Below are 19,248 nucleotides of genomic sequence, written 5' to 3'. Positions count from 1 at the left end.
CAAATGATTAACTGGAGGATGAGTGATGGAAGTCGATCTGAAGCGATACTTTAAAATGGTGCTCAAACGTCTGTGGCTTATCGTTCTATTCGTTGGTGCGGCTTCGTCTATTTCAGGCTATATCAGCATGTATATCTTGGAACCGGTATATACGGCTTCTACTAAAGTGATCGTCAATAAATCGAACGATTCCCCGTCGGGTCTCCAGCAGCTCGACATCAACTCCGTCAGCTTGAGCATTAAATTGATCGATACCTATAAAGAAATCATTAAGACAACCGCCATAATGGAAATCGTATCGGCCCGGTATCCGGATTTAAATATGACGGCAGAGCAATTGATTCGTAAAGTCAAAGTGAGCTCGATAAACGAAACGCAGGTTATGACTTTAGTCGTTGAAGATTCCAACTACGAACGGGCTGCCAAAGCGGTAAACGCCATCTCGTCGGTATTTAAGGAAGAAATCCCGAAATTGATGAAGGTGGATAATGTAACGGTCTTAAATGAAGCGAAGTTAGCGCCGCTGCCGCCGCCGCTTAAACCCAATACGCAGCTTAATATCGTGATCGCATTCGCGGTTTCGCTCCTCGCTTCCTTGGCAATTCTTTTCTTCATCGAGTATATGGACGATACGCTTCACTCTGGCGACGATATCAATAAGTGTCTCGGCATTCCGACGCTTGCCGCCATACCAAAGATTAAACGCAAGGATGTAAAACACACGGCAAGAACCTCTCGGAAACAGGTAGGTGAAGTAGCCAATGTTTAAGACGCGAAGCACGTATCCCGTTATTACGGACATGTTTCCGAACTCGCCGATTCAAGAAGCGTATCGCAAGCTCCGCACTAACCTTAATTACGTACTGGAACATCATCGAATAAAGACGATCTTAATCACTTCCAGTATTAAAGGCGAAGGGAAATCGATCACGACAGCAAACTTGGGAGCTGCATTTGCGTTGGAAGGGAAGGAAGTCGTTCTTATTGATTGCGATATGCGAAAGCCTTCCTTGCACCAGATATTTGCGAAATCCAATCGAACCGGCCTTATGCAAATATTGGAGCAATCCTGCACGATTCCCGAAGCGATACGTGAAACGGATATTCCGCATTTATCCGTCATCACCTCCGGAGGAACCCCTATATACCCTACGGAGCTGCTCAGTTCCAAACGGATGAATGCGCTGCTTGAGGAACTGTCCGGCCGATTCGACATCATTTTGATCGATTCGCCTCCCGCTTCCGTTTGCACGGATGCTCAGGTGCTTGCCGGGAAATGCGACGGACTTGTATTCGTTGTCGGTAACGGGAAAGTGAAAAGCAGGCTGGCCGCGAAGATGAAAGAGGAATTTGAAGCCTCGGGCGTTCGGATGCTCGGTGCAATCCTGAATCATGCGAATAACCAAGAAGAACGCTATTTATCCGGTTATGGGATCAATAATTGAGGGCTAAGGGGTAGTTGTGTGAGAAAAATAACCGTTCTCCTCACCGTAGATATGCTGTTGATCAGTATTAGCATATGGGCATCCTATTTGTTCCGATTCGAAGGAAACATCCCGTCTTCTTATTTGATGCAATGTCTCACATTTTGCATTGTCTCCGTTATCACTTGCATCGTCAGCATGTATGGGTTTCATCTGTATAACAGAATCTGGCAGTATGCCAGCATTATTGAAATGACTGCGATAGTACGGGCAGTGCTGATCAGCTGTGCGATTTCGCTGCTATTCACATTTTTCATAAGCGGTTCCTATGTTCCCTTGTCGGTTACGCTGTTATCGTTCGAAACCATGCTGCTGACCTTGGGAGGGATTCGATTCGCATGGCGGGCTTACAGGAGCCTGTTGGTGCGCAATAAGAAAAATAAAAATCGCGCGCTTATCATAGGAGCCGGGGATTGCGGAACGCTGGTGGCCAGAAAGCTTCTTGCCAGTGAAGAAGCGGCAATGCTGCCCGTTGCCTTTGTCGATGACGATCCGGCCAAGCAGAAGAGGGAGGTTTGCGGACTTCCGGTGCTTGGGAACAGAAGCATCGTTCAAGAAGCGATAAGGACGCATCGCATCGATGACATCATTATAGCCATTCCAACCGCGTCGAAGCGTGAGGTTGCGAACTTACTCGAAATATGCAAACCGACTGGGGTGAAAGTAAAAATCATTCCACGGATTGAAGATTTGATCCATGGGAAAGTTTCGATCAACGAAATTAGGAATGTTGACGTTGACGATTTGTTAGGGCGCGATCCGGTGAAAGTAGATTTGCAGGGCATTGCGAATTATGTAGAGGGGAAAACCGTGCTCGTCACAGGGGCGGGAGGTTCGATCGGATCGGAGTTGTGCAGGCAAATCGCGTTATATCGTCCGCAAAAGCTGCTCATGCTTGGACATGGTGAAAACAGCATATATGCAATCGAAATGGAAATGAAGCGTCAGTTTCCTCAGCAGCAGGTGGAATCGGTTATAGCCGATGTCCAGGATTTGAAGCGTATGGAGTCGGTATTCAAGAAATACGCGCCTCAAGTCGTTTTTCATGCGGCGGCGCATAAGCATGTGCCGTTAATGGAAGGAAATCCGTCGGAAGCCATCAAAAACAACGTACTCGGTACAAAACATGTCGCAGATTGCGCAGATCAATTCGGAGCCGAACGGTTTGTGCTTATTTCCACGGATAAAGCGGTTAATCCGACTAGCGTAATGGGGGCGACAAAGCGAATAGCGGAAATGTACATCCAATGCCTCGACAAAACCAGCAAAACCATTTTTGCAGCCGTCCGCTTTGGTAATGTACTTGGCAGCCGTGGCAGCGTCATCCCCCGATTTAAAGAACAAATAGCGATGGGCGGGCCGGTAACGGTGACCCATCCTGAAATGATTCGCTATTTTATGACGATCCCTGAAGCCGTTCAGCTCGTTATTCAAGCCGGAGCTTACGCAAAAGGTGGAGAAGTGTTCATTCTGGATATGGGAAAACCGGTAAAAATCGTCGACTTGGCGGAAGATTTAATCCGATTGTCAGGGTTTCAGCCTTATACCGATATCGGCATTGAGTTTTCAGGTATACGACCCGGAGAGAAATTGTTCGAGGAGCTATTGACGAACGAAGAGGGAATCGGTTCAACCAAGCACGACCGGATATTTATTGGGCAGCCAGTCAACATCAACCGGGCGGAACTCGATTTTGAAATGAAGAAGCTTGAGAAAGTGGTAGGCGAAGATAATGCGATCATACGCGAGCTGCTTAAGCATATCGTGCCGACTTTCCAAAACGTATCCTAAGGGAAAATGATAAAAAGACACGGGGGAGCCAGCGATGATCCGATTCGCTATTGTCGGTTGCGGTCATATAGCCCGCAAGCATGCCGAGGCTATTTTAACGGAACAAGGAGCAATGCTCGACGCCGTCTGTGATACGAATCGTATCAACCTGAGCGATTTTTCATCCAAGTATGGTGCGCGGCCGTTCTCCGATTATGATGAGCTTTTGCGGGACCCGTATATCGACGTCATCAGCATTTGTACGCCGAGCGGGCTGCACGCCCCATTAGCCGTTAAAGCGGCTGTTGCCGGGAAGCATGTCATTGTAGAGAAGCCGATTGCGCTAACGCTTGAGGATGCGGATGCGATGATAGAAGCCTGCAAGGCGAATGAAGTTAAGCTGGCTGTCGTACATCCGAACCGATTTCGGCCGGCTGTTTTGGAAATGCGCAAAGCGCTTGAGGAAGGAAAATTCGGGAAGCTCAGCCATATGAACGCAACGCTTCGCTGGAACAGAAATCAGGCCTACTACGATCAAGCGGCATGGCGGGGAACAAAGGCTTTCGATGGCGGAGTATTGATGAATCAGGCGATTCACAATATGGATCTGCTGCTGTGGCTTGGCGGTAAAGTGGAAAGCGTTCAGGCTTACACGGCTACCAGGCTAAGGACAATGGAGACGGAGGATGTAGCCGTCGGCATAGTCAGATTTACCGGCGGGGCGCTTGGCGTAATAGAAGCGGCTGCTACCGTTTACCCGAATAATTTGGAAGAATCGATTAGCGTTTTCGGTGAGAAGGGAACGGCTGTAATCGGCGGCCAGACCGCCAATTGGATTAAACACTGGCGTTTTGAAGGCATGGATGAAGTCGAATGCCAACAGACAATCGCCAAGGTGGCTTCCAATCCGTTCGGAACGCCGGGACATCAATTGATCGTTCGCGACATGATTGAGGCGATCGAGCAGGACCGAGAGCCGATTGTTACAGGGAAAGACGGACGCGACGCGCTTGAACTGGTATTGGCTTTGTATCGGAATGCCGATGGGCGTGCACTTTTCGAAGAGAGGATGAATGTAAGGGTATGAATCATGCAGCCGAACAACACACCCAGCAACAACAGTTCCGTAGCGTCCCTTTAATTGACGCCGTAGCCCAATATTATGCTTTAAAACCACAAATCGATGAAGCCGTGCTCGAGGTATTTGCCAGTGGCAACTACATTCTGGGACCCGCGGTATCTAGGTTCGAGGCGGCTGTCGCCGATTATTGTCAGGTTAAGCATGCAATCGGCGTTGCGAACGGTACTGACGCGCTTCTGCTCACGCTTGATGCGCTAGGAATCGGGCCGGGGGATGAAGTGATCACATCGCCTTTTACGTTCTTTGCTTCTGCGGAGGTCATTTCACAGGCAGGCGCAACCCCTGTGTTCGTCGATATACGGCCTGATTCGTACAACCTTGATACGGCTAAGCTTGAAGAGGCCATTACTCCCCGAACGAAAGCCATCATTCCGGTACATGTATTCGGACAGATGGTCGATATGGATGAATTGATGGACATTGCGTGGCGTTATGGAATCCCCGTCATTGAAGATGCTTGTCAGGCTCTGGGGGCCAGCTACAAAGGCAAGCCTGCCGGTTCTATCGGCATTGCAGGATGCTTTTCGTTCTTTCCCACCAAAAATCTGGGGGGCTGCGGGGATGGCGGCATGATCGTAACGAATGACGATGACTTGGCTGCCAAAATGCGTATTCTTCGCGTTCATGGCAGCAGCCCCAAGTACTATCATTCCATGATCGGCTACAACAGCAGGCTCGACGCCCTGCAAGCAGCCATTCTCCAGGTCAAACTGCCTTACTTGGACGGTTGGAATCGTCGAAGACGGGAGCTTTCGTCCCTATATTCGGAACGTCTTCGCGATTTGCCGCTGCGCCTTCCCGTCGAACAAGACGATCGATACGCCACTTATCATTTGTATATTATCCAAACGAGCCGCCGCAACGAACTGATCCGCTTCTTGAACGAACGAGGTGTCGCATCTGGTATCTATTACCCGATCCCCCTTCATAAGCAGGAGGTTTACGCCCATCTCCATTTCGGAAGCTTTCCCGAAGCTGAGCACGCATCCGAAGGGACTATGGCGCTTCCCTTGTATCCGGAGATGAGCGAAGACGACCAAGTGTACGTTCTCAAGACGGTTCGGGCATTTTTCATAGAGAGAGGTGAAGCGGTATGAGCATAACGGCAGCGACGGGCGCATCTCCGCTTGCAGAGCAATTGATTAAGAAACTGCTGACCAAGCAAGCCGTTATCGGAGTAGTCGGGCTTGGCTATGTCGGGCTGCCTCTTGCGGTTGAGAAGGCGAAGGCAGGTTTCAAAGTAATTGGTTTCGACGTGCAGCAAAGCAAGGTGGATATGGTCAATCAAGGCATTAATTATATTGGCGACGTAGTGGACGACGATCTGCGGCAAATCGTGAAAGATAAAAAATTGCAGGCGACGGCCGACTATTCGTTCATCGATCAAGTCGATGCCGTCACCATCTGCGTTCCGACGCCGCTTGACATCTACCAACAGCCCGATACCAGCTATGTACAATATTCAGCTAAGGAAATCGCGAGATATTTGCATCCCGGCATGCTTGTCGTGCTGGAAAGCACCACCTATCCCGGTACGACCGAAGAATTGGTCAAACCAATCTTGGAGCAATCCGGTCTCATTTGCGGAGTGGATTTCTTTCTGGCGTATTCGCCTGAACGGGTCGATCCGGGCAACAAGCATTACAATACCAAGAATACGCCGAAGGTTGTCGGCGGCATTACAAGCGCATGCACCCAAATCGCGACGACGATGTATCGCACCGTCTTGGACGGTGAGGTTTTCGAAGTAAGCAGCCCTGCTGTAGCGGAAATGGAAAAAATCTATGAAAACACATTCCGGAATATCAATATTGCGCTTGCCAATGAAATGGCGATTCTATGCAATCGGATGGGGATAAACGTCTGGGAGGTCATCGATGCGGCCAAGTCGAAGCCGTACGGATTTATGGCTTTTTATCCGGGTCCGGGGCTTGGCGGACACTGTATCCCGATCGATCCCTTTTATCTGACCTGGAAAGCGCGCGAGTACAATTATCATACGCGTCTAATCGAATGCGCCGGCGAGATCAACAACAGTATGCCGGAGTTCGTAGTAGAGCGCATCACTCACATTTTGAACGACGAAGGAAAGCCGTTGAACGGATCCAAGGTTTTCTTACTCGGCATGGCCTACAAGAAAGACATCGACGACTATCGCGAATCGCCCGTGATTACCATTATTGAGGAGTTAACGAAGAAGGGTGCTGCCGCCAAATATAACGATCCGTTCGTTCCTTCGTGCAAAAACCATCTCAAAGGAACCTATTACGAATCTTCTCCTTTGACCGTTCAAGCTTTGGAAGAAGCGGATATTGTCGTCGTTACGACGGATCATTCTTGTTTCGACTACGATCTGATCGGCAGAACGGGGAAGGTCATTTTCGATACAAGAAACGCCATGAAGAACAGGAAAGTGAACGGGAAATATTACCGCCTGTAGGGCGATTCTCCGGCGGCTCTCGGCTACCAATTACAAAAAGATGGGGCGGACGAAGTGTTGAATGGCATGGTATGGAGGTACATAATGCTCGCCGATCGGCGTACCGTTCAATTCATCATCGGAATGGCTGCAATCGTGTCGCTGGTATCGGCCGGCACGTATTACAATCAATTGATTCCGCTTGTGGGCGGTATGGCCATATTGGTAATTGGAGCGGTTTCCATCCGGTTCCCGATTGCCATGCTTGTCCTGTATGCAGCCATGCTGCCGTTCGACGATATCAACATTCCCGGTATCGGTTCGCTGACCCGGGGAGCAGGCATCGTATTTACCGCTTGTTATTTGCTGACCCGGTTGAAAAAAATCAAACTTCAAATTATTCCCCTTCCGGTTTGGCTGTTCTTCGGATGGGCGCTGTGCAGCGTAATTTGGGCGCTCGATCAGCATACGGCATCCTCCACCGTAAAAATGTATATCCAGCAGTTTCTGATGATCGTACTGATTGCCAATGCCATACATGAACAACCCAAAGCCTTGCCCTGGATGATGCTGTTTTATACATGCTCGGCTGTCATCACCTCGGGGTTGGCGGTTGAAAAGTTTTTAACAAATTCGTCAGCCGCTTCGATACGCGTTCAGGCGTTCGAAAATCAGGACGAAGCGCATTTCGCCGGGGTTTTGCTGCCTGCCTTATTGTTCTGCGTTTATCAATTCATGCAGACTCGCGCCCGAAGCTACAAAATATTGTTTTTCTTGATGATGATGATCGTTTCGCTTGCCGTTCTGGCATCGGGAACCAGAAGCGCATGGCTGGGGATCGCTTTATCGCTCTTGTTCGTCATCATACCGAAGCTGGACCGCAAGAAAATGATGGCTTTGCTTGCTATCTCACTACTTCTCGGTATGATCGCGATAAATATTCCGAGCTTATCCGCTTTTATTACCAGCAGATCCTCCGATGCCGTCAGCAGCGGCGGATCCGGCAGAACAAGCATTTGGCAGGTCGGCCTCACGATCTTTCAGCAGCAGCCCGTCTTCGGAGTCGGCATCGGCAATTTTCCCAAATCGTTTACTAAGGAAATGATCGACCGAACGATGCTCGTATCGCCGGATATTACTTACCAGGGAGAAGGGCGCGTTGCGCACAACATTTATTTGTCAAGCGTAGTGGAATACGGCGTTATCGGACTAATGTTCTTTCTCTTGATTTTGTTCCAATTGCTTCGAAGAGGGAGTCACCCTTATTGGAATATGATTCAATCCATAGGGATTTCTTATATCACGATGGGATTTTTCCTTGATCTCGGGAATAGAAAATACTTTTGGTTCATCTTGGCGGTAGCAATCGGATTGCAGAGCCTATCCAAACGAACGAAGGATTCCAAGGAGCTGGAGAAAAGTGAACAAACGCATACTTTGGCTGACTCAAGCCTACCCTTCCGAAATAAGCCCGTCGGCAGGCGTTTTTCATAAAACGCAAGCGGAGGCATTAGTCAAATTGGGCGTGAATGTGGAAGTCGTAGCGCCCACACCTTCGGTTCCTCTGGCTATGGAGCTCCTGTCCTCCAAATGGAACCGATATCGTCAACTGCCGAGCGTAGCTATGGAAGGTAACGTTCGCGTACACCGCCCCCGGTATTTGGCTTTTCCGGGTCAGAGCAAGTGGGCGTCCCCCCATCTGATCATGGGGTATAAGACCAAGGGATTAAGGCTCCAGAGACCCGACCTGATTCATGCCCATTTCGCTTATCCTCAAGGGATGATCGCCTTGCAGCTAGGCCGTCAGTGGGGAGTACCTACGGTTTTGACGCTGCACGGATGCGATGTCAATACATACCCCTATTATAATGAAACGGCCAAAAAACGGTTCATCCAAACGGTAAACCGGACGACGGAGGTTGTGGCGGTAAGCCGTGCCTTATCGGAGCGTACGATGGAGATGACCGGCAGGGAGCCGGCTGTAATGCCGATAGGCATCGATCTGGGAGCATTCTCCCGGGTGCCGAATAAAGCGGAAGCGCGCTATATGCTCGGATTGCCGGAAGGCAAGTTTCTGGTTCTTTACGTAGGACATCTGGTTGCCTCTAAAGGAATACGCGAGCTTCTTGCCGCCCTTCAGCAAATCGACCCGAAAGAAGTGAACGGCGTATTCGTCGGCGGCAGGGAATTGCTTGACGAGGTGAAACGTACCCCGCATGTCATTGCGGCCGGCGAGCAGCCGAACGATCGAGTAGCACTTTATATGGCGGCATGCGATGTCCTCGTTCTACCCTCTTATACGGAAGGGCTGCCTACGGTACTGGTGGAAGCGGGTGCCGTGAACATTCCGGTCATCGCCACCCGAGTGGGTGGCGTGCCAGATCTTCTTGCAGGCGGCAGGGGGAAACAAATCGCCCCCCGCAACATCGAGCAGATCGTCGGTGCGATCGAGGAGTTACGGTACGACAGAGAAGCCGCCCGCGAGCAAGCAATTCGTTTCAACCGGCACGTACGCGAGGAATATGACGTTGAAGCGAATGCCATAAAGCTTATGCAGACGTATGAGAATACGATGCGGAACCATCTGGCGGCGTCAGGCGATTAACGTTAAAGCGAAGGGGCGTTACCTATGAAATCGGATACCGATCGGCAGCGGCATAAACGGAAAGTTTGCATACTCAGTTCCGTTCATGATGCGGACGATATACGTATTTTTTATAAAGAAGCCGTATCCTTGGCGAATGCGGGACATGACGTAACGTTCATCGTAAAGCATGACAAGGAGGAAACGGTCAGAGGCGTCCGTCTGCTCCCGCTCAAACAGCCGGCAAACCGGCTCAAGCGTATGGTAGGGACAGTATGGGAGGTTTGGCGGAAAGCGCTTAAGGAAAAAGCGGACATCTATCATTTTCACGACCCCGAACTGATTCCCGTTGGCCTTCTGCTCAAAATGGCAAACAAGAAAGTCATATACGACGTCCATGAGGACGTTCCCAAGCAAATACTAGCCAAGCATTGGATCCCCAAACCTATACGGAAAACGGTGTCATGGCTGGCAGGAAAGGTCGAGCATTTTGCCGCAAAAAGATTCGACGCGGTCATTACGGTTACCGACTACAATAACCGGCGCTTTTCGCGGTATGCAAACCGGGTAGTCACCGTCGGCAACTATCCGTTATTGAGCGAGTTCGCGGAAACGTCGTCAGCAGAGAAGGAACGCGCCGTATGCTATATAGGAGGAATTTCTCGCGACCGCGGACTTTTTGAAATGGTAAACGGCATCGGAATGACGGACGTGAAGCTTTTGTTCGCGGGTCCTGCATTCCGCCAAGCCGACCGAGAAGCGGCACAAAACCTGAAAGGCTGGAGGCAGCTTCAGGATCTCGGGCAGTTAAACCGCGAAGAAGTCGCTGCGGCAATGGCGCGGGCTGTTGCAGGGTTGATTTTGTATCATCCGGTTCATCACAATATCGACTCTCAGCCGAACAAATTATACGAATATATGGCCGCGGGAATTCCGGTTATCGCGACAAACTTTAAAACTTGGCGTGAAATCGTCGAGGGGAATGATTGCGGGATTTGCATCGATCCGCTTGATACGGATGCAATCGCAAAAACGGTCGTATGGATGGCGGATCATCCGGAGGAAGCGGCTCGAATGGGACGGAACGGGAAGGAAGCGGTAGTGAACAAATACAGCTGGGAGACCCAGGAGCCGGTTTTGCTCGCGCTTTACGATGGGCTGCTCGCTCCGTCTTCCGCGACCGATAAAACGATATCACAGGGTAAGGAAGTGACGTTTGCCGAATGAATTACCGCAAAATACTTGTATTGGCTCCTCACACGGATGATGCAGAACTCGGTTGCGGAGGGACCATCGCCAGAATGCTGGAAGAAGGATCGGAAGTATATGTCGCCGCTTTCTCCACAGCGGTGGAATCGCTCCCGGCCGGTATGGCTCCTGATACGCTTGAGAACGAATTTCGCGATGCGATGGCGGTTATCGGGGTTAAACCGGAGCATGTATTCGTTTATTACTATCCGGTCCGCAAATTTTCCTACCAGCGCCAGGAAATACTGGAGGAGCTCGTCAAGCTGCGCCGCGATATCAAGCCGGATCTGGTGCTTCTCCCTTCCTCGCAAGATGTGCATCAGGATCATCAGGTCATACATGCGGAAGGCGTTCGCGCTTTTAAGGAAGTGTCCGTCTTCGGTTATGAGCTCCCCTGGAACCAGCCGCATAGCAGCGCGAGCGCCGTCATTCGTTTAGAGCGGCGCCACCTGGAACGCAAATGGCTCGCGCTGCAAATGTATCGTTCGCAGCTTGCCTTGGAACGAACGTATTTCTCGAAAGAATTCATTACGGGACTCGCCAGCGTTCGGGGCATCCAAATCAAAACGGAGCTGGCCGAAGCCTATGAAGTCGTAAGGGTGAGCCTATGATCGTCACGATCCATCAGCCTAATTTGTTCCCATGGCTCGGTTACTTCGACAAAATGATGCAAGCGGACGCTTTCATTTTGCTCGATCATGTTCCATTCACGAAGGGCGGCTTTCAAAACCGGGTGCAGCTGAAAGGGGCTAACGGACCGCAATGGCTAACCGTTCCCGTCGCTACCAAAGGCAAGCTGGGACAGCCGACTTCCGATGTCGAATGCAAGGATACGCTGCCTTGGAAAAAGGATCATCTTAAAACGATCGATGCGAACTACCGGGGGACGCCAAATTTCAACGAAATCTACCCTTGTCTCGAATATCTATATCAAAATACGAATAGCGCCAAACTCGTCGATTTTACGGAGCCCGGCATAAAGTGGATGCGGGAAGCGATGGGAATTCAAACGCCCATGATGAAAGCGTCCGAGCTTGAGGCTTCCGGCTCCGGGAGCGAGCTTTTATGTCAATTGGTTCGCTCGGTAGGCGGAACCGTCTATTTGTCCGGGCCTAGCGGCAAGGATTATCTCGATGAACGTCACTTTGACGAGTATGGAATCAGGGTCGACTATCACCGGTTCGACATGTTTCCCTATCCTCAGCGGTATGGGGCTTTTGCCGGCGGGTTAAGCGGTCTGGACTATTTGTTTCATGTAAAAAAACCGTTGGAGCGGAGGATTACGGCATGAAAATATGGCTGTTTAACCACTATGCAGTGGCTCCGGGAACCGGCGGCGGCACGAGGCACTACGACCTTTCGAAGGAGCTTGCGGCTAAAGGATGCGATGTCACGATATTCGCTTCCTCGTTCCAGCATCAAACTGCGGCGGATAAGCAAATCCCCGAACCGGACGTGAAAGTCAAAGAAAAATCGTATGAAGGGGTCCGGTTCGTTTGGTTGAAAACGAACGTTTACCGCAAGAACGATTGGAGAAGGGTTTGGAATATGTTTTTGTATTCCTTTCGCGCTTATCGGCATGCGCTGAAACGGAAGGAGCGGCCCGACATCGTAGTCGGTTCCCTGATGCATCCGTTAGCTGCGTTAATTGGTTACCTAGTAGCCAAAAAGAAGGGCTGTCCGTTTTATTTCGAGGAACGTGATTTATGGCCCCAAACGCTGCTCGACTTCGGGAAAGTGAGTAAATACAACCCGGTCGTCCTGCTGCTTAGCGCATTGGAATTATTTCTGTATAGGAAAGCTAAACGTATCGTTCTTCTGTTCGACAAAGCGCATTTATATGTAGAGCAGCGGGGCATTTCCGCCGATAAGGTGGTGTATTTGCCCAACGGGGTCGACTTGAACCGGTATGACTCGCCCGAGCCGGGTACGGCCTTGCCGCAGGAGGTCGAGCGGCGGCTTCAGGCGTTGGAAGGGCAATTCATCGCCGTTTACACCGGGTCTCATGGCGTATCCGACAACCTGGACGTTTTATTGGAAGCGGCAAGCGTATTGCACAAGAGGAAGGCCGGTATTCATTTCCTCTTCGCTGGCAACGGGCCCATGAAAGAGAAGCTTATGCAAACCGCCAAAAATTCGGATCTGACCAACGTGACCTTTATTTCGCCGATCGACAAAAACGCGATTCCCCTTTTGCTGAAACGATCGCATGCCGGTCTCATCAGTCTGAAGGATGCCGGCATATACAAATGGGGCATGAGCTTCAATAAACTGTACGATTACATGGCGGCTTCCTTGCCGACACTCGTTCTCGGCAAAAAACAGGTTTCGACGCTGGAACAAGCGGAAGGCGGATTGCTTGCCCAAAGCCCGGAGGAACTGGCGCAAACCTTATGTCAGCTGCGGGATAACGAATTACTGCGACGGTCGTTAGGCAGCCGGGCGCGGGCATACGCAGAGAAGCATCATTCTTGGAAGACGCTTGCCGAAACGCTCCATAACGTTTTGAAGCATGATGCCGTTCAACAACAGCCGGAACAGCAGCAAATATCGAATAAGCGGGGGTTGGAAGCATGAATAGAGCACAAGCAGCGGACCGTCATACGACCGATCATGTTTCGTTTGGAGAATACGCGGTTCTTGGCCGCAATGTTACCTTCGGGCATAACGTTACTATCGGACACCATGTCGTCATTTACGACGATACGGTTATCGGAGACAACGTCACCATTCAAGATCATGCCGTCATCGGCAAACAGCCGACGAAGGCGAAACATTCCATATTAAAACAAACGTCAGCTCTACCGCCTGCCGTGATCGGCGACGGATGCATCATCGGCACCTCCTCCATTGTTTACGCCGGTACGAAGCTGGAGCGCGATGTGTTTGTTGCCGATCTGGCCACGATTCGCGAGCGGGTCGCCATAGGCAGCGGTACGATAATCGGGCGAGGAGCCTCCGTAGAGAACGACTGCACCGTCGGAGCCAGATGCAAACTGGAAACCAACTGTTATATTACCGCATACTCCGTACTTGGCGATTATGTATTCATCGCACCATGCGTTGTGACCAGCAACGATAATTACATGGGACGAACGAAGGAGCGGTTTGCCAAAATGAAAGGCGTTACGGTCAAAAACGGAGGACGCATCGGAGCCGGCGCGATAACGCTACCGGGTATCGTCATCGAGGAAGACGGCACTGTCGGCGCTGGGAGCGTAGTGACGAGGGACGTTATTTCGAGGGAGCTTGTCGCCGGAATACCCGCGCGTAAATTCCGCAATGTTCCAGAAGAACAGCTGCTGGAAAATCAGTAGATTGCACAACACGCTCGTCTTAAACGAAAAATGGGGGCAGTGAGTCGATGAAAAGGGTGTTCGATCTGGTTGTAGCGACCGGTTTGCTTGTGGCGTTTGCTCCGCTGCTGCTTATCGTGGCCTTGCTTATTCGAATATTTTTAGGGTCGCCGGTACTTTTCTTACAAGTAAGGCCCGGTTTGAATATGAAGCCGTTTACGATCTACAAATTTCGCACCATGAAAGACATCCGGAACGATGAAGGGGAGCTGCTGCCCGATGAGTTAAGGCTAACGCCCTTCGGCAACATCATTCGTAAATTCAGTTTGGATGAATTCCCGCAGCTGCTGAACGTAGTTAAGGGAGAAATGAGTCTGATAGGCCCGCGCCCGCTGTTGATGCAATATTTGCCGTATTATACCGAGAGGGAAAAACTAAGGTTTAGCGTTAGACCCGGGATGACCGGTCTCGCTCAAATTTCCGGACGGAACACGCTCGGGTGGAACAGTCTATTGGAACATGACGTACATTATGTGGAAAACTGGTCGTTTGCCCTGGATATGAAAATTTTTTTCAGGACGATCGTCAAAGTGATTCGGCAGGACGACATTAGTATTGTCACAAGCATGGCCAAAGCGGATTTGAACAGGGAACGTTCCATGAATCAACAGCCCTAAAGCCTGTTACGGAACAAATCTCCAAAGGAGCAACAATACATGAATGTTGAGCTGCTGGCTTTGAAAAGGGAGCATATAGCGAAAATACCTCAATACACGGCATCGTGGATCAGACCTGAAGTATTCGATTTGACGATTTTCTCTTGCGCCGGGTACACGGACTATTTGCTGTACTTGGAAAATCTGCCGGCCCGCATGCGTCCTAACATACTGATCGGGGCGTATTTGGGGGATGAATTGCTCGGCTTTGCGGAGTGGCGCCGCTTGGAGAACGCAATGTTCTTAAATAACTTATTCGTTCAGCCCGGCTGCAGGGGGACCGGAGTCGGAAGAATACTGGTTGATTTCGGAATACGTCTGGCTTCTGAGGAAAAGCTGTCGTCGGTTGCGCTGGATGCGTTCGATTGGGCTCCCGATACGATAGGATGGTATGAAAGATTAGGGTTTATCCAGGTTATGCGGCAATTTTATCTGACTTGCCCCAATCCGTATTCCGTCATATCGAGAGAATCCGCAGCGGTTTCGCTTCCTTCGGAAAGAAGCGGAGATGCTTGGCTCCAGAACGATTCCGGCTTCATATTGGAAGACTATCCCCAAGCTGAAGCTTCCCAGGAGCGCTTCGGCTTCTCCAGTTTCAGGGTGAAAATCGGAGGGGGTTCCGTAGTCGTCGGCAGGCTCGGCGATCGCTGGTTCCGCTTTACAACGAATACAAGCCGGATCGATGCCGAATTGCTGCAAAGTCTCGCGCTGCTCGACGACAACCGTTCTTTGCTTATTCTGTCTCAGCAAACGGACGCGGAAAACGGCTTAAAGCCAATTCCGGTATGCGGGAGCGTTCGGCTTCAGCTGAACAGATAAGGACAAGAGAAATTGTACGAAATAGATTGACATGATACATAACGTGTCATAATATGTAGTTAATGATACAAATAGTATCGGAGGATGCTTATGTTGACGCACTGGTTCGTTATGGATACGACAAATGCTTCGCAATGGCGCCGGATTATCGATCAATTGGAATGCGCCGATGTTTTTTATACGCCCGAGTATTGCAACTTGTATGAAAAGAATGGCGAAGGTATGGCGCAGTGTTTTGTCTATCAGGAAGGCGATAATCTCGTTTGTTATCCTTTCTTGCTGCGTAAGATCAAAGAGCTGCCAAGATATGCGAACAGCCAAGTTGCGGACGGACTCTACGACATCGTTACTCCCTACGGCTATGGCGGTCCGATTACGAATGTCGCGGAACCGGCGGAACGGTTGAAGCTCCTTGAAAGCTTCGAACGGATTTTCGACGAATACTGTAAAGAAAAACGTATTGTCACCGAATTTGTTCGATTCCATCCTCTGCTGCGCAATCACGATTATTATTTGGACATTGCTCCCCAGTTCAATCGCAATACCGTATATATCGACTTGCGACTCTCCGAAGAAGAAATTCAAGAGCAATTTAGCGGCCCCTGCAAAAACCGTATACGGAAAGCCGTGAAAGAAGGCTTGACCGTTCATTCTACAAAATCCGGAATCGAATCGTTTATCACCATGTACTACGCCACAATGGATAAGCTCGGAGCGGATTCCTTCTACTATTTTCCTAAGGAAACCTTCTACAACACGATGGATTTATTGGAGGGGAATTCCGATATTCTGGAAGTGCATCTGAATGAAAAAGTCATTTTGTCCGGTTTATTTCTGCACTACGGTCCATACCTTCATTTCCACCTGATCGGATCCGACAAAGATTATCTTCATCTGGCGCCGACTAATCTTCTTTTCGACTACGCGGCTAAATGGGGAAAAGCAAACGGCTTCACGTATCTTCACCTTGGCGGCGGATATAAAGCGGACGATAGTTTGTACAGATTTAAGAAGCATTTCAATAAAGGCGACGATCTCGACTTCTATATCGGCAAAAAAGTCCGCTGTGCGGAAGAATACCGCTTGCTGACGACGGAATTCGACGGAGAACGGTACGGCGATTATTTCCCGATATACCGGCACCCTCGACTGAACGATCCGATATCGATAGCTCAATAACTATTTCGATGTATAGGAGCTGGGATCCATTGTCAAACCATAACCGAATCTACTTGTCTCCCCCCCATATGGGAACGGAAGAACAAGCGTACATTGCGGAAGCTTTTGATACAAATTGGATCACTACATTAGGACCGAACGTCCAGCATTTTGAAAGTGAGCTTTCGGCAATGGTCGGAAGCAAAGGCGCTGTAGCTTTGAGCTCGGGAACGGCTGCGCTACATCTTGCCTTGCAGCTGCTTGATGTCGGCCCCGGAGACACGGTTTTTTGTTCAAGCTTGACGTTCGTGGCGAGCGCAAACCCGATCCGGTATTTAGGGGCGGAACCGGTGTTTATCGATTCGGAGCCGGCCTCCTGGAATATGTCGTACCATGCGTTACAACGGGCGTTTCGCGATGCGTTTATTCAAAATAAGATGCCGAAGGCCGTTGTCATCGTTAATTTGTACGGGCAAAGCGCCGATCTCGAGCCGCTTTGCGCGTTATGCGATTTGTATGGCGTACCGATCGTTGAGGATGCGGCTGAATCGCTTGGCGCTACTTATCAGGGGAAGGCGAGCGGTACGATCGGACGCTTCGGTATTTTTTCCTTTAACGGCAATAAAATCATTACGACTTCGGGCGGAGGAATGCTCGTCTCTGACGATACGGCCGCGTTGGAACGGGCGCGCTTTTTGTCCGCCCAGGCGAGAGAACCGGCCATTCATTATCAGCATCACGAAACCGGGTATAATTATCGGCTGAGCAACATTTTGGCGGGAGTCGGGCGCGGCCAGTTAAAGGTGCTGGATGAAAGGATTCGTTCCAAACGCGCCATATTCGAACGCTACCATACGGAGCTGTCTACGCTTCCGGGCTTCGGCTTTATGCCCGAGGCTGAATACGGCAAAGCTACGCGCTGGCTTTCGGTTATGACCGTTGATCAAGTCCAAGCCGGTACGACGGCAGATGAGATCATACAGCGCCTTCACGAGAACAATATTGAGGCACGGCCCGTCTGGAAGCCCCTTCATCTCCAACCCTTATTTGCCGGCTGTGCCTATTATCCTCATGAATCGGAAAGCAGCTTGTCGGAACAGTTATTTCGGCAGGGAATATGCTTGCCGTCCGGCTCGAGCTTGAAGGAGGAGGAGCAGCGGCGCGTCATGGATTGCATATTGTCGTGCTTGCGTCCTGTTCGTATGGTTTCCGGCGGCGGCGGTTCCTATTAAACCGCATCCTACGATCGACAGTGAGTAGAAGAGGAGAACAAGCATGCGTTCTGCGGAGTTAAACGCTCAAACCCTTTTGGTCGAGCTGACGGATTTTTTGGTTCAAACGAAGGAGAAACAACAGGCTGCGGATTCGGTGGCGCCTTATATTGAGGATTTGAAACAGCGTCTGCAGAAGTATATGCAAAATAGCGTTTATTCGGCCTAAGAGCATAGATGGCGAGAGGCGGCAGGTTATTTTGGATAAAAAAGTGATTCCGGAGCTGTTCGTTTTGCGGTGTGCGGCATGCTTGAGCATCGTGCTACTGCATGCGCTTGCTAGAGTTTACGGGGAGAATGAGCAGGCGGTCAACTATATGAGTTTGCTCTTAACTTTCGGAACTCCGGTATTCGTGTTTATTTCCGAATTTATTATTTCTTATTCTTATCCGAAGAAGCAGTCGGGACAGTTCTGGTCGAAACGGCTGAAATTCATTTTGCTTCCTTATGTGATTTTCGGCGCCTTTTACGCCTTGGTTAAAGCTTTTGAGGTGTCCTCCGCCAAAGGGATCGAATATAGCGCCGCGGCGGTTCAACTGCTGTGGAGGCATATTTTGCTGGCTGATTATCATGGATACTTTATCATCGTCATCTTTCAATTTTATCTTTTGCATAGCCTCTTTGTGAAAACGATAGAACCTCGTTACTCGCCCAAAACGGTCATCGGCGTCAGCTTGCTTATCCAATTGTTGTATTTAGGTTTTTTCAACTTTGTCCCTGCTCCTTCGTCATCCGCCGGGGCTTATATTTGGAACAAGTTTTACTGGGTTCCCTTTCTAGGCTGGTTGTCTTACTTCTCGATCGCTTTTTATTGCGGCAAATATTACGGCGAAATGAAAAGCTGGCTGCTTCTCCGCTGGAAATGGGTCGTATGGCTGCCTGTACCGGCGGCAATTTTGCCGGTCGTTTTATACGGAATGGGCGTGAATGAACAGATCATTTCGAAGAGGGTAGATATGGTGCCTTTCGTTATCGCAATGATCGGTTTCTTATTCGCCTTGTCGCTCAAGATGCGCAGTGTACCGCGCTGGATCGTTCTTGTCAGCCAATACTCTTTCGGCATGTATTTATTCCATCCTTTCTACATGGCGGTAATGAAAAAGGCGGAACCGATGATTCCGATAACGATTCATCCGCTGCTGCTCGTTTCCCTGTACTTCATTTGCGGGGCCGTCCTTTCGGCGCTAACCGTATCGCTTGTGAACCTAACAAAGATCGGCCCTTATCTTGTAGGAAAAATAGGCATCGGCATGAACAAGCAGGATACCGATAAGAGGTCAACTGCAGCTAGACCGCGAGTGAACGAAGCATAGCTCCGCATGCAGGAAATGGAGGAATGACG

Annotated in this window: 19 protein-coding genes; all 19 read left to right on the top strand. The window is 50.1% G+C overall.

Annotated features, from left to right (window positions below):
* Positions 1-25 precede the first annotated feature (25 nt).
* The 19 genes from DQG23_RS08820 to DQG23_RS08735 all read left to right on the top strand — a co-directional run bounded on the left by DQG23_RS08820 (position 26) and on the right by DQG23_RS08735 (position 19,219).
* Positions 26-769: a YveK family protein gene (locus DQG23_RS08820; protein WP_113030436.1), complete on the top strand. Its 744-nt coding sequence runs from the start codon at positions 26-28 to the stop codon at positions 767-769.
* Positions 762-1,445, top strand: a complete 684-nt coding sequence (locus DQG23_RS08815; protein WP_113030435.1) for a CpsD/CapB family tyrosine-protein kinase — start codon at positions 762-764, stop codon at positions 1,443-1,445. Before DQG23_RS08820 ends, DQG23_RS08815 begins: the two co-directional genes overlap by 8 nt.
* Before the next feature lie 18 nt (positions 1,446-1,463).
* Positions 1,464-3,275 carry a polysaccharide biosynthesis protein gene (locus DQG23_RS08810; protein ID WP_420330215.1) on the top strand — a complete coding sequence of 604 codons (1,812 nt, stop codon included), beginning with the start codon at positions 1,464-1,466 and terminating at the stop codon, positions 3,273-3,275.
* A gap of 34 nt (positions 3,276-3,309) precedes the next feature.
* Positions 3,310-4,341 carry a Gfo/Idh/MocA family protein gene (locus DQG23_RS08805; RefSeq protein ID WP_113030434.1) on the top strand — a complete coding sequence of 344 codons (1,032 nt, stop codon included), beginning with the start codon at positions 3,310-3,312 and terminating at the stop codon, positions 4,339-4,341.
* A complete protein-coding gene (locus tag DQG23_RS08800; RefSeq protein WP_113030433.1) occupies positions 4,338-5,492 on the top strand; it encodes a DegT/DnrJ/EryC1/StrS family aminotransferase in 1,155 nt (384 codons plus the stop codon). Before DQG23_RS08805 ends, DQG23_RS08800 begins: the two co-directional genes overlap by 4 nt.
* Entirely contained in the window at positions 5,489-6,835 is a 1,347-nt protein-coding gene (locus tag DQG23_RS08795) for a nucleotide sugar dehydrogenase (RefSeq protein WP_113030432.1), read from the top strand. The genes DQG23_RS08800 and DQG23_RS08795 overlap by 4 nt, the downstream gene beginning before the upstream one ends.
* Positions 6,836-6,919: 84 nt before the next feature.
* Entirely contained in the window at positions 6,920-8,308 is a 1,389-nt protein-coding gene (locus tag DQG23_RS08790) for an O-antigen ligase family protein (protein WP_158560363.1), read from the top strand.
* Positions 8,235-9,419 (top strand): glycosyltransferase, encoded by a 1,185-nt coding sequence (locus tag DQG23_RS08785; protein ID WP_113030430.1) that lies wholly within the window; start codon positions 8,235-8,237, stop codon positions 9,417-9,419. The genes DQG23_RS08790 and DQG23_RS08785 overlap by 74 nt, the downstream gene beginning before the upstream one ends.
* A gap of 24 nt (positions 9,420-9,443) precedes the next feature.
* Positions 9,444-10,625, top strand: a complete 1,182-nt coding sequence (locus tag DQG23_RS08780) for a glycosyltransferase family 4 protein (RefSeq protein WP_113030429.1) — start codon at positions 9,444-9,446, stop codon at positions 10,623-10,625.
* The gene (locus DQG23_RS08775; protein WP_113030428.1) at positions 10,622-11,257 is read left to right on the top strand and encodes a PIG-L deacetylase family protein; all 636 of its coding nucleotides are present in this window, start codon (positions 10,622-10,624) and stop codon (positions 11,255-11,257) included. The genes DQG23_RS08780 and DQG23_RS08775 overlap by 4 nt, the downstream gene beginning before the upstream one ends.
* On the top strand, positions 11,254-11,937 hold the full coding sequence (locus DQG23_RS08770; RefSeq protein WP_113030427.1) for a WbqC family protein: 684 nt from the start codon (positions 11,254-11,256) through the stop codon (positions 11,935-11,937). Before DQG23_RS08775 ends, DQG23_RS08770 begins: the two co-directional genes overlap by 4 nt.
* Positions 11,934-13,223, top strand: a complete 1,290-nt coding sequence (locus DQG23_RS08765) for a glycosyltransferase family 4 protein (RefSeq protein ID WP_113030426.1) — start codon at positions 11,934-11,936, stop codon at positions 13,221-13,223. Before DQG23_RS08770 ends, DQG23_RS08765 begins: the two co-directional genes overlap by 4 nt.
* Positions 13,220-13,963: an N-acetyltransferase gene (locus DQG23_RS08760; protein WP_113030425.1), complete on the top strand. Its 744-nt coding sequence runs from the start codon at positions 13,220-13,222 to the stop codon at positions 13,961-13,963. Before DQG23_RS08765 ends, DQG23_RS08760 begins: the two co-directional genes overlap by 4 nt.
* A gap of 47 nt (positions 13,964-14,010) precedes the next feature.
* Complete coding sequence (locus DQG23_RS08755; RefSeq protein WP_113030424.1) at positions 14,011-14,619, top strand: sugar transferase; 609 nt, start codon at positions 14,011-14,013, stop codon at positions 14,617-14,619.
* 39 nt (positions 14,620-14,658) lie between these two features.
* Entirely contained in the window at positions 14,659-15,477 is an 819-nt protein-coding gene (locus tag DQG23_RS08750; RefSeq protein ID WP_113030423.1) for a GNAT family N-acetyltransferase, read from the top strand.
* 90 nt (positions 15,478-15,567) lie between these two features.
* Positions 15,568-16,656 carry a lipid II:glycine glycyltransferase FemX gene (locus DQG23_RS08745; protein ID WP_158560362.1) on the top strand — a complete coding sequence of 363 codons (1,089 nt, stop codon included), beginning with the start codon at positions 15,568-15,570 and terminating at the stop codon, positions 16,654-16,656.
* Between the two features lie 29 nt (positions 16,657-16,685).
* Positions 16,686-17,867: a DegT/DnrJ/EryC1/StrS family aminotransferase gene (locus tag DQG23_RS08740; RefSeq protein ID WP_272949035.1), complete on the top strand. Its 1,182-nt coding sequence runs from the start codon at positions 16,686-16,688 to the stop codon at positions 17,865-17,867.
* A gap of 43 nt (positions 17,868-17,910) precedes the next feature.
* Positions 17,911-18,075 carry a hypothetical protein gene (locus DQG23_RS42085; RefSeq protein WP_158560361.1) on the top strand — a complete coding sequence of 55 codons (165 nt, stop codon included), beginning with the start codon at positions 17,911-17,913 and terminating at the stop codon, positions 18,073-18,075.
* 31 nt (positions 18,076-18,106) lie between these two features.
* A complete protein-coding gene (locus DQG23_RS08735) occupies positions 18,107-19,219 on the top strand; it encodes an acyltransferase family protein (protein ID WP_158560360.1) in 1,113 nt (370 codons plus the stop codon).
* Positions 19,220-19,248 lie beyond the last annotated feature (29 nt).

Origin of the sequence: Paenibacillus contaminans, from assembly GCF_003285015.1 — a bacterium.
In the GTDB taxonomy this organism is placed as follows: Bacteria; Bacillota; Bacilli; order Paenibacillales; family NBRC-103111; genus Paenibacillus_V; species Paenibacillus_V contaminans.
The sequence above is the reverse complement of the archived record's forward strand: the minus strand, read 5'-3'. Positions and strand labels throughout refer to the sequence as shown.

Coding starts and splice junctions, on each gene's coding strand:
- DQG23_RS42085 (WP_158560361.1), top strand. CDS start 17,911: ATGCGTTCTGCGGAGTTAAACGCTCAAACCCTTTTGGTCGAGCTGACG.
- DQG23_RS08790 (WP_158560363.1), top strand. CDS start 6,920: ATGCTCGCCGATCGGCGTACCGTTCAATTCATCATCGGAATGGCTGCA.
- DQG23_RS08820 (WP_113030436.1), top strand. CDS start 26: ATGGAAGTCGATCTGAAGCGATACTTTAAAATGGTGCTCAAACGTCTG.
- DQG23_RS08770 (WP_113030427.1), top strand. CDS start 11,254: ATGATCGTCACGATCCATCAGCCTAATTTGTTCCCATGGCTCGGTTAC.
- DQG23_RS08750 (WP_113030423.1), top strand. CDS start 14,659: ATGAATGTTGAGCTGCTGGCTTTGAAAAGGGAGCATATAGCGAAAATA.
- DQG23_RS08765 (WP_113030426.1), top strand. CDS start 11,934: ATGAAAATATGGCTGTTTAACCACTATGCAGTGGCTCCGGGAACCGGC.
- DQG23_RS08805 (WP_113030434.1), top strand. CDS start 3,310: ATGATCCGATTCGCTATTGTCGGTTGCGGTCATATAGCCCGCAAGCAT.
- DQG23_RS08760 (WP_113030425.1), top strand. CDS start 13,220: ATGAATAGAGCACAAGCAGCGGACCGTCATACGACCGATCATGTTTCG.
- DQG23_RS08780 (WP_113030429.1), top strand. CDS start 9,444: ATGAAATCGGATACCGATCGGCAGCGGCATAAACGGAAAGTTTGCATA.
- DQG23_RS08745 (WP_158560362.1), top strand. CDS start 15,568: ATGTTGACGCACTGGTTCGTTATGGATACGACAAATGCTTCGCAATGG.
- DQG23_RS08795 (WP_113030432.1), top strand. CDS start 5,489: ATGAGCATAACGGCAGCGACGGGCGCATCTCCGCTTGCAGAGCAATTG.
- DQG23_RS08800 (WP_113030433.1), top strand. CDS start 4,338: ATGAATCATGCAGCCGAACAACACACCCAGCAACAACAGTTCCGTAGC.
- DQG23_RS08775 (WP_113030428.1), top strand. CDS start 10,622: ATGAATTACCGCAAAATACTTGTATTGGCTCCTCACACGGATGATGCA.
- DQG23_RS08815 (WP_113030435.1), top strand. CDS start 762: ATGTTTAAGACGCGAAGCACGTATCCCGTTATTACGGACATGTTTCCG.
- DQG23_RS08755 (WP_113030424.1), top strand. CDS start 14,011: ATGAAAAGGGTGTTCGATCTGGTTGTAGCGACCGGTTTGCTTGTGGCG.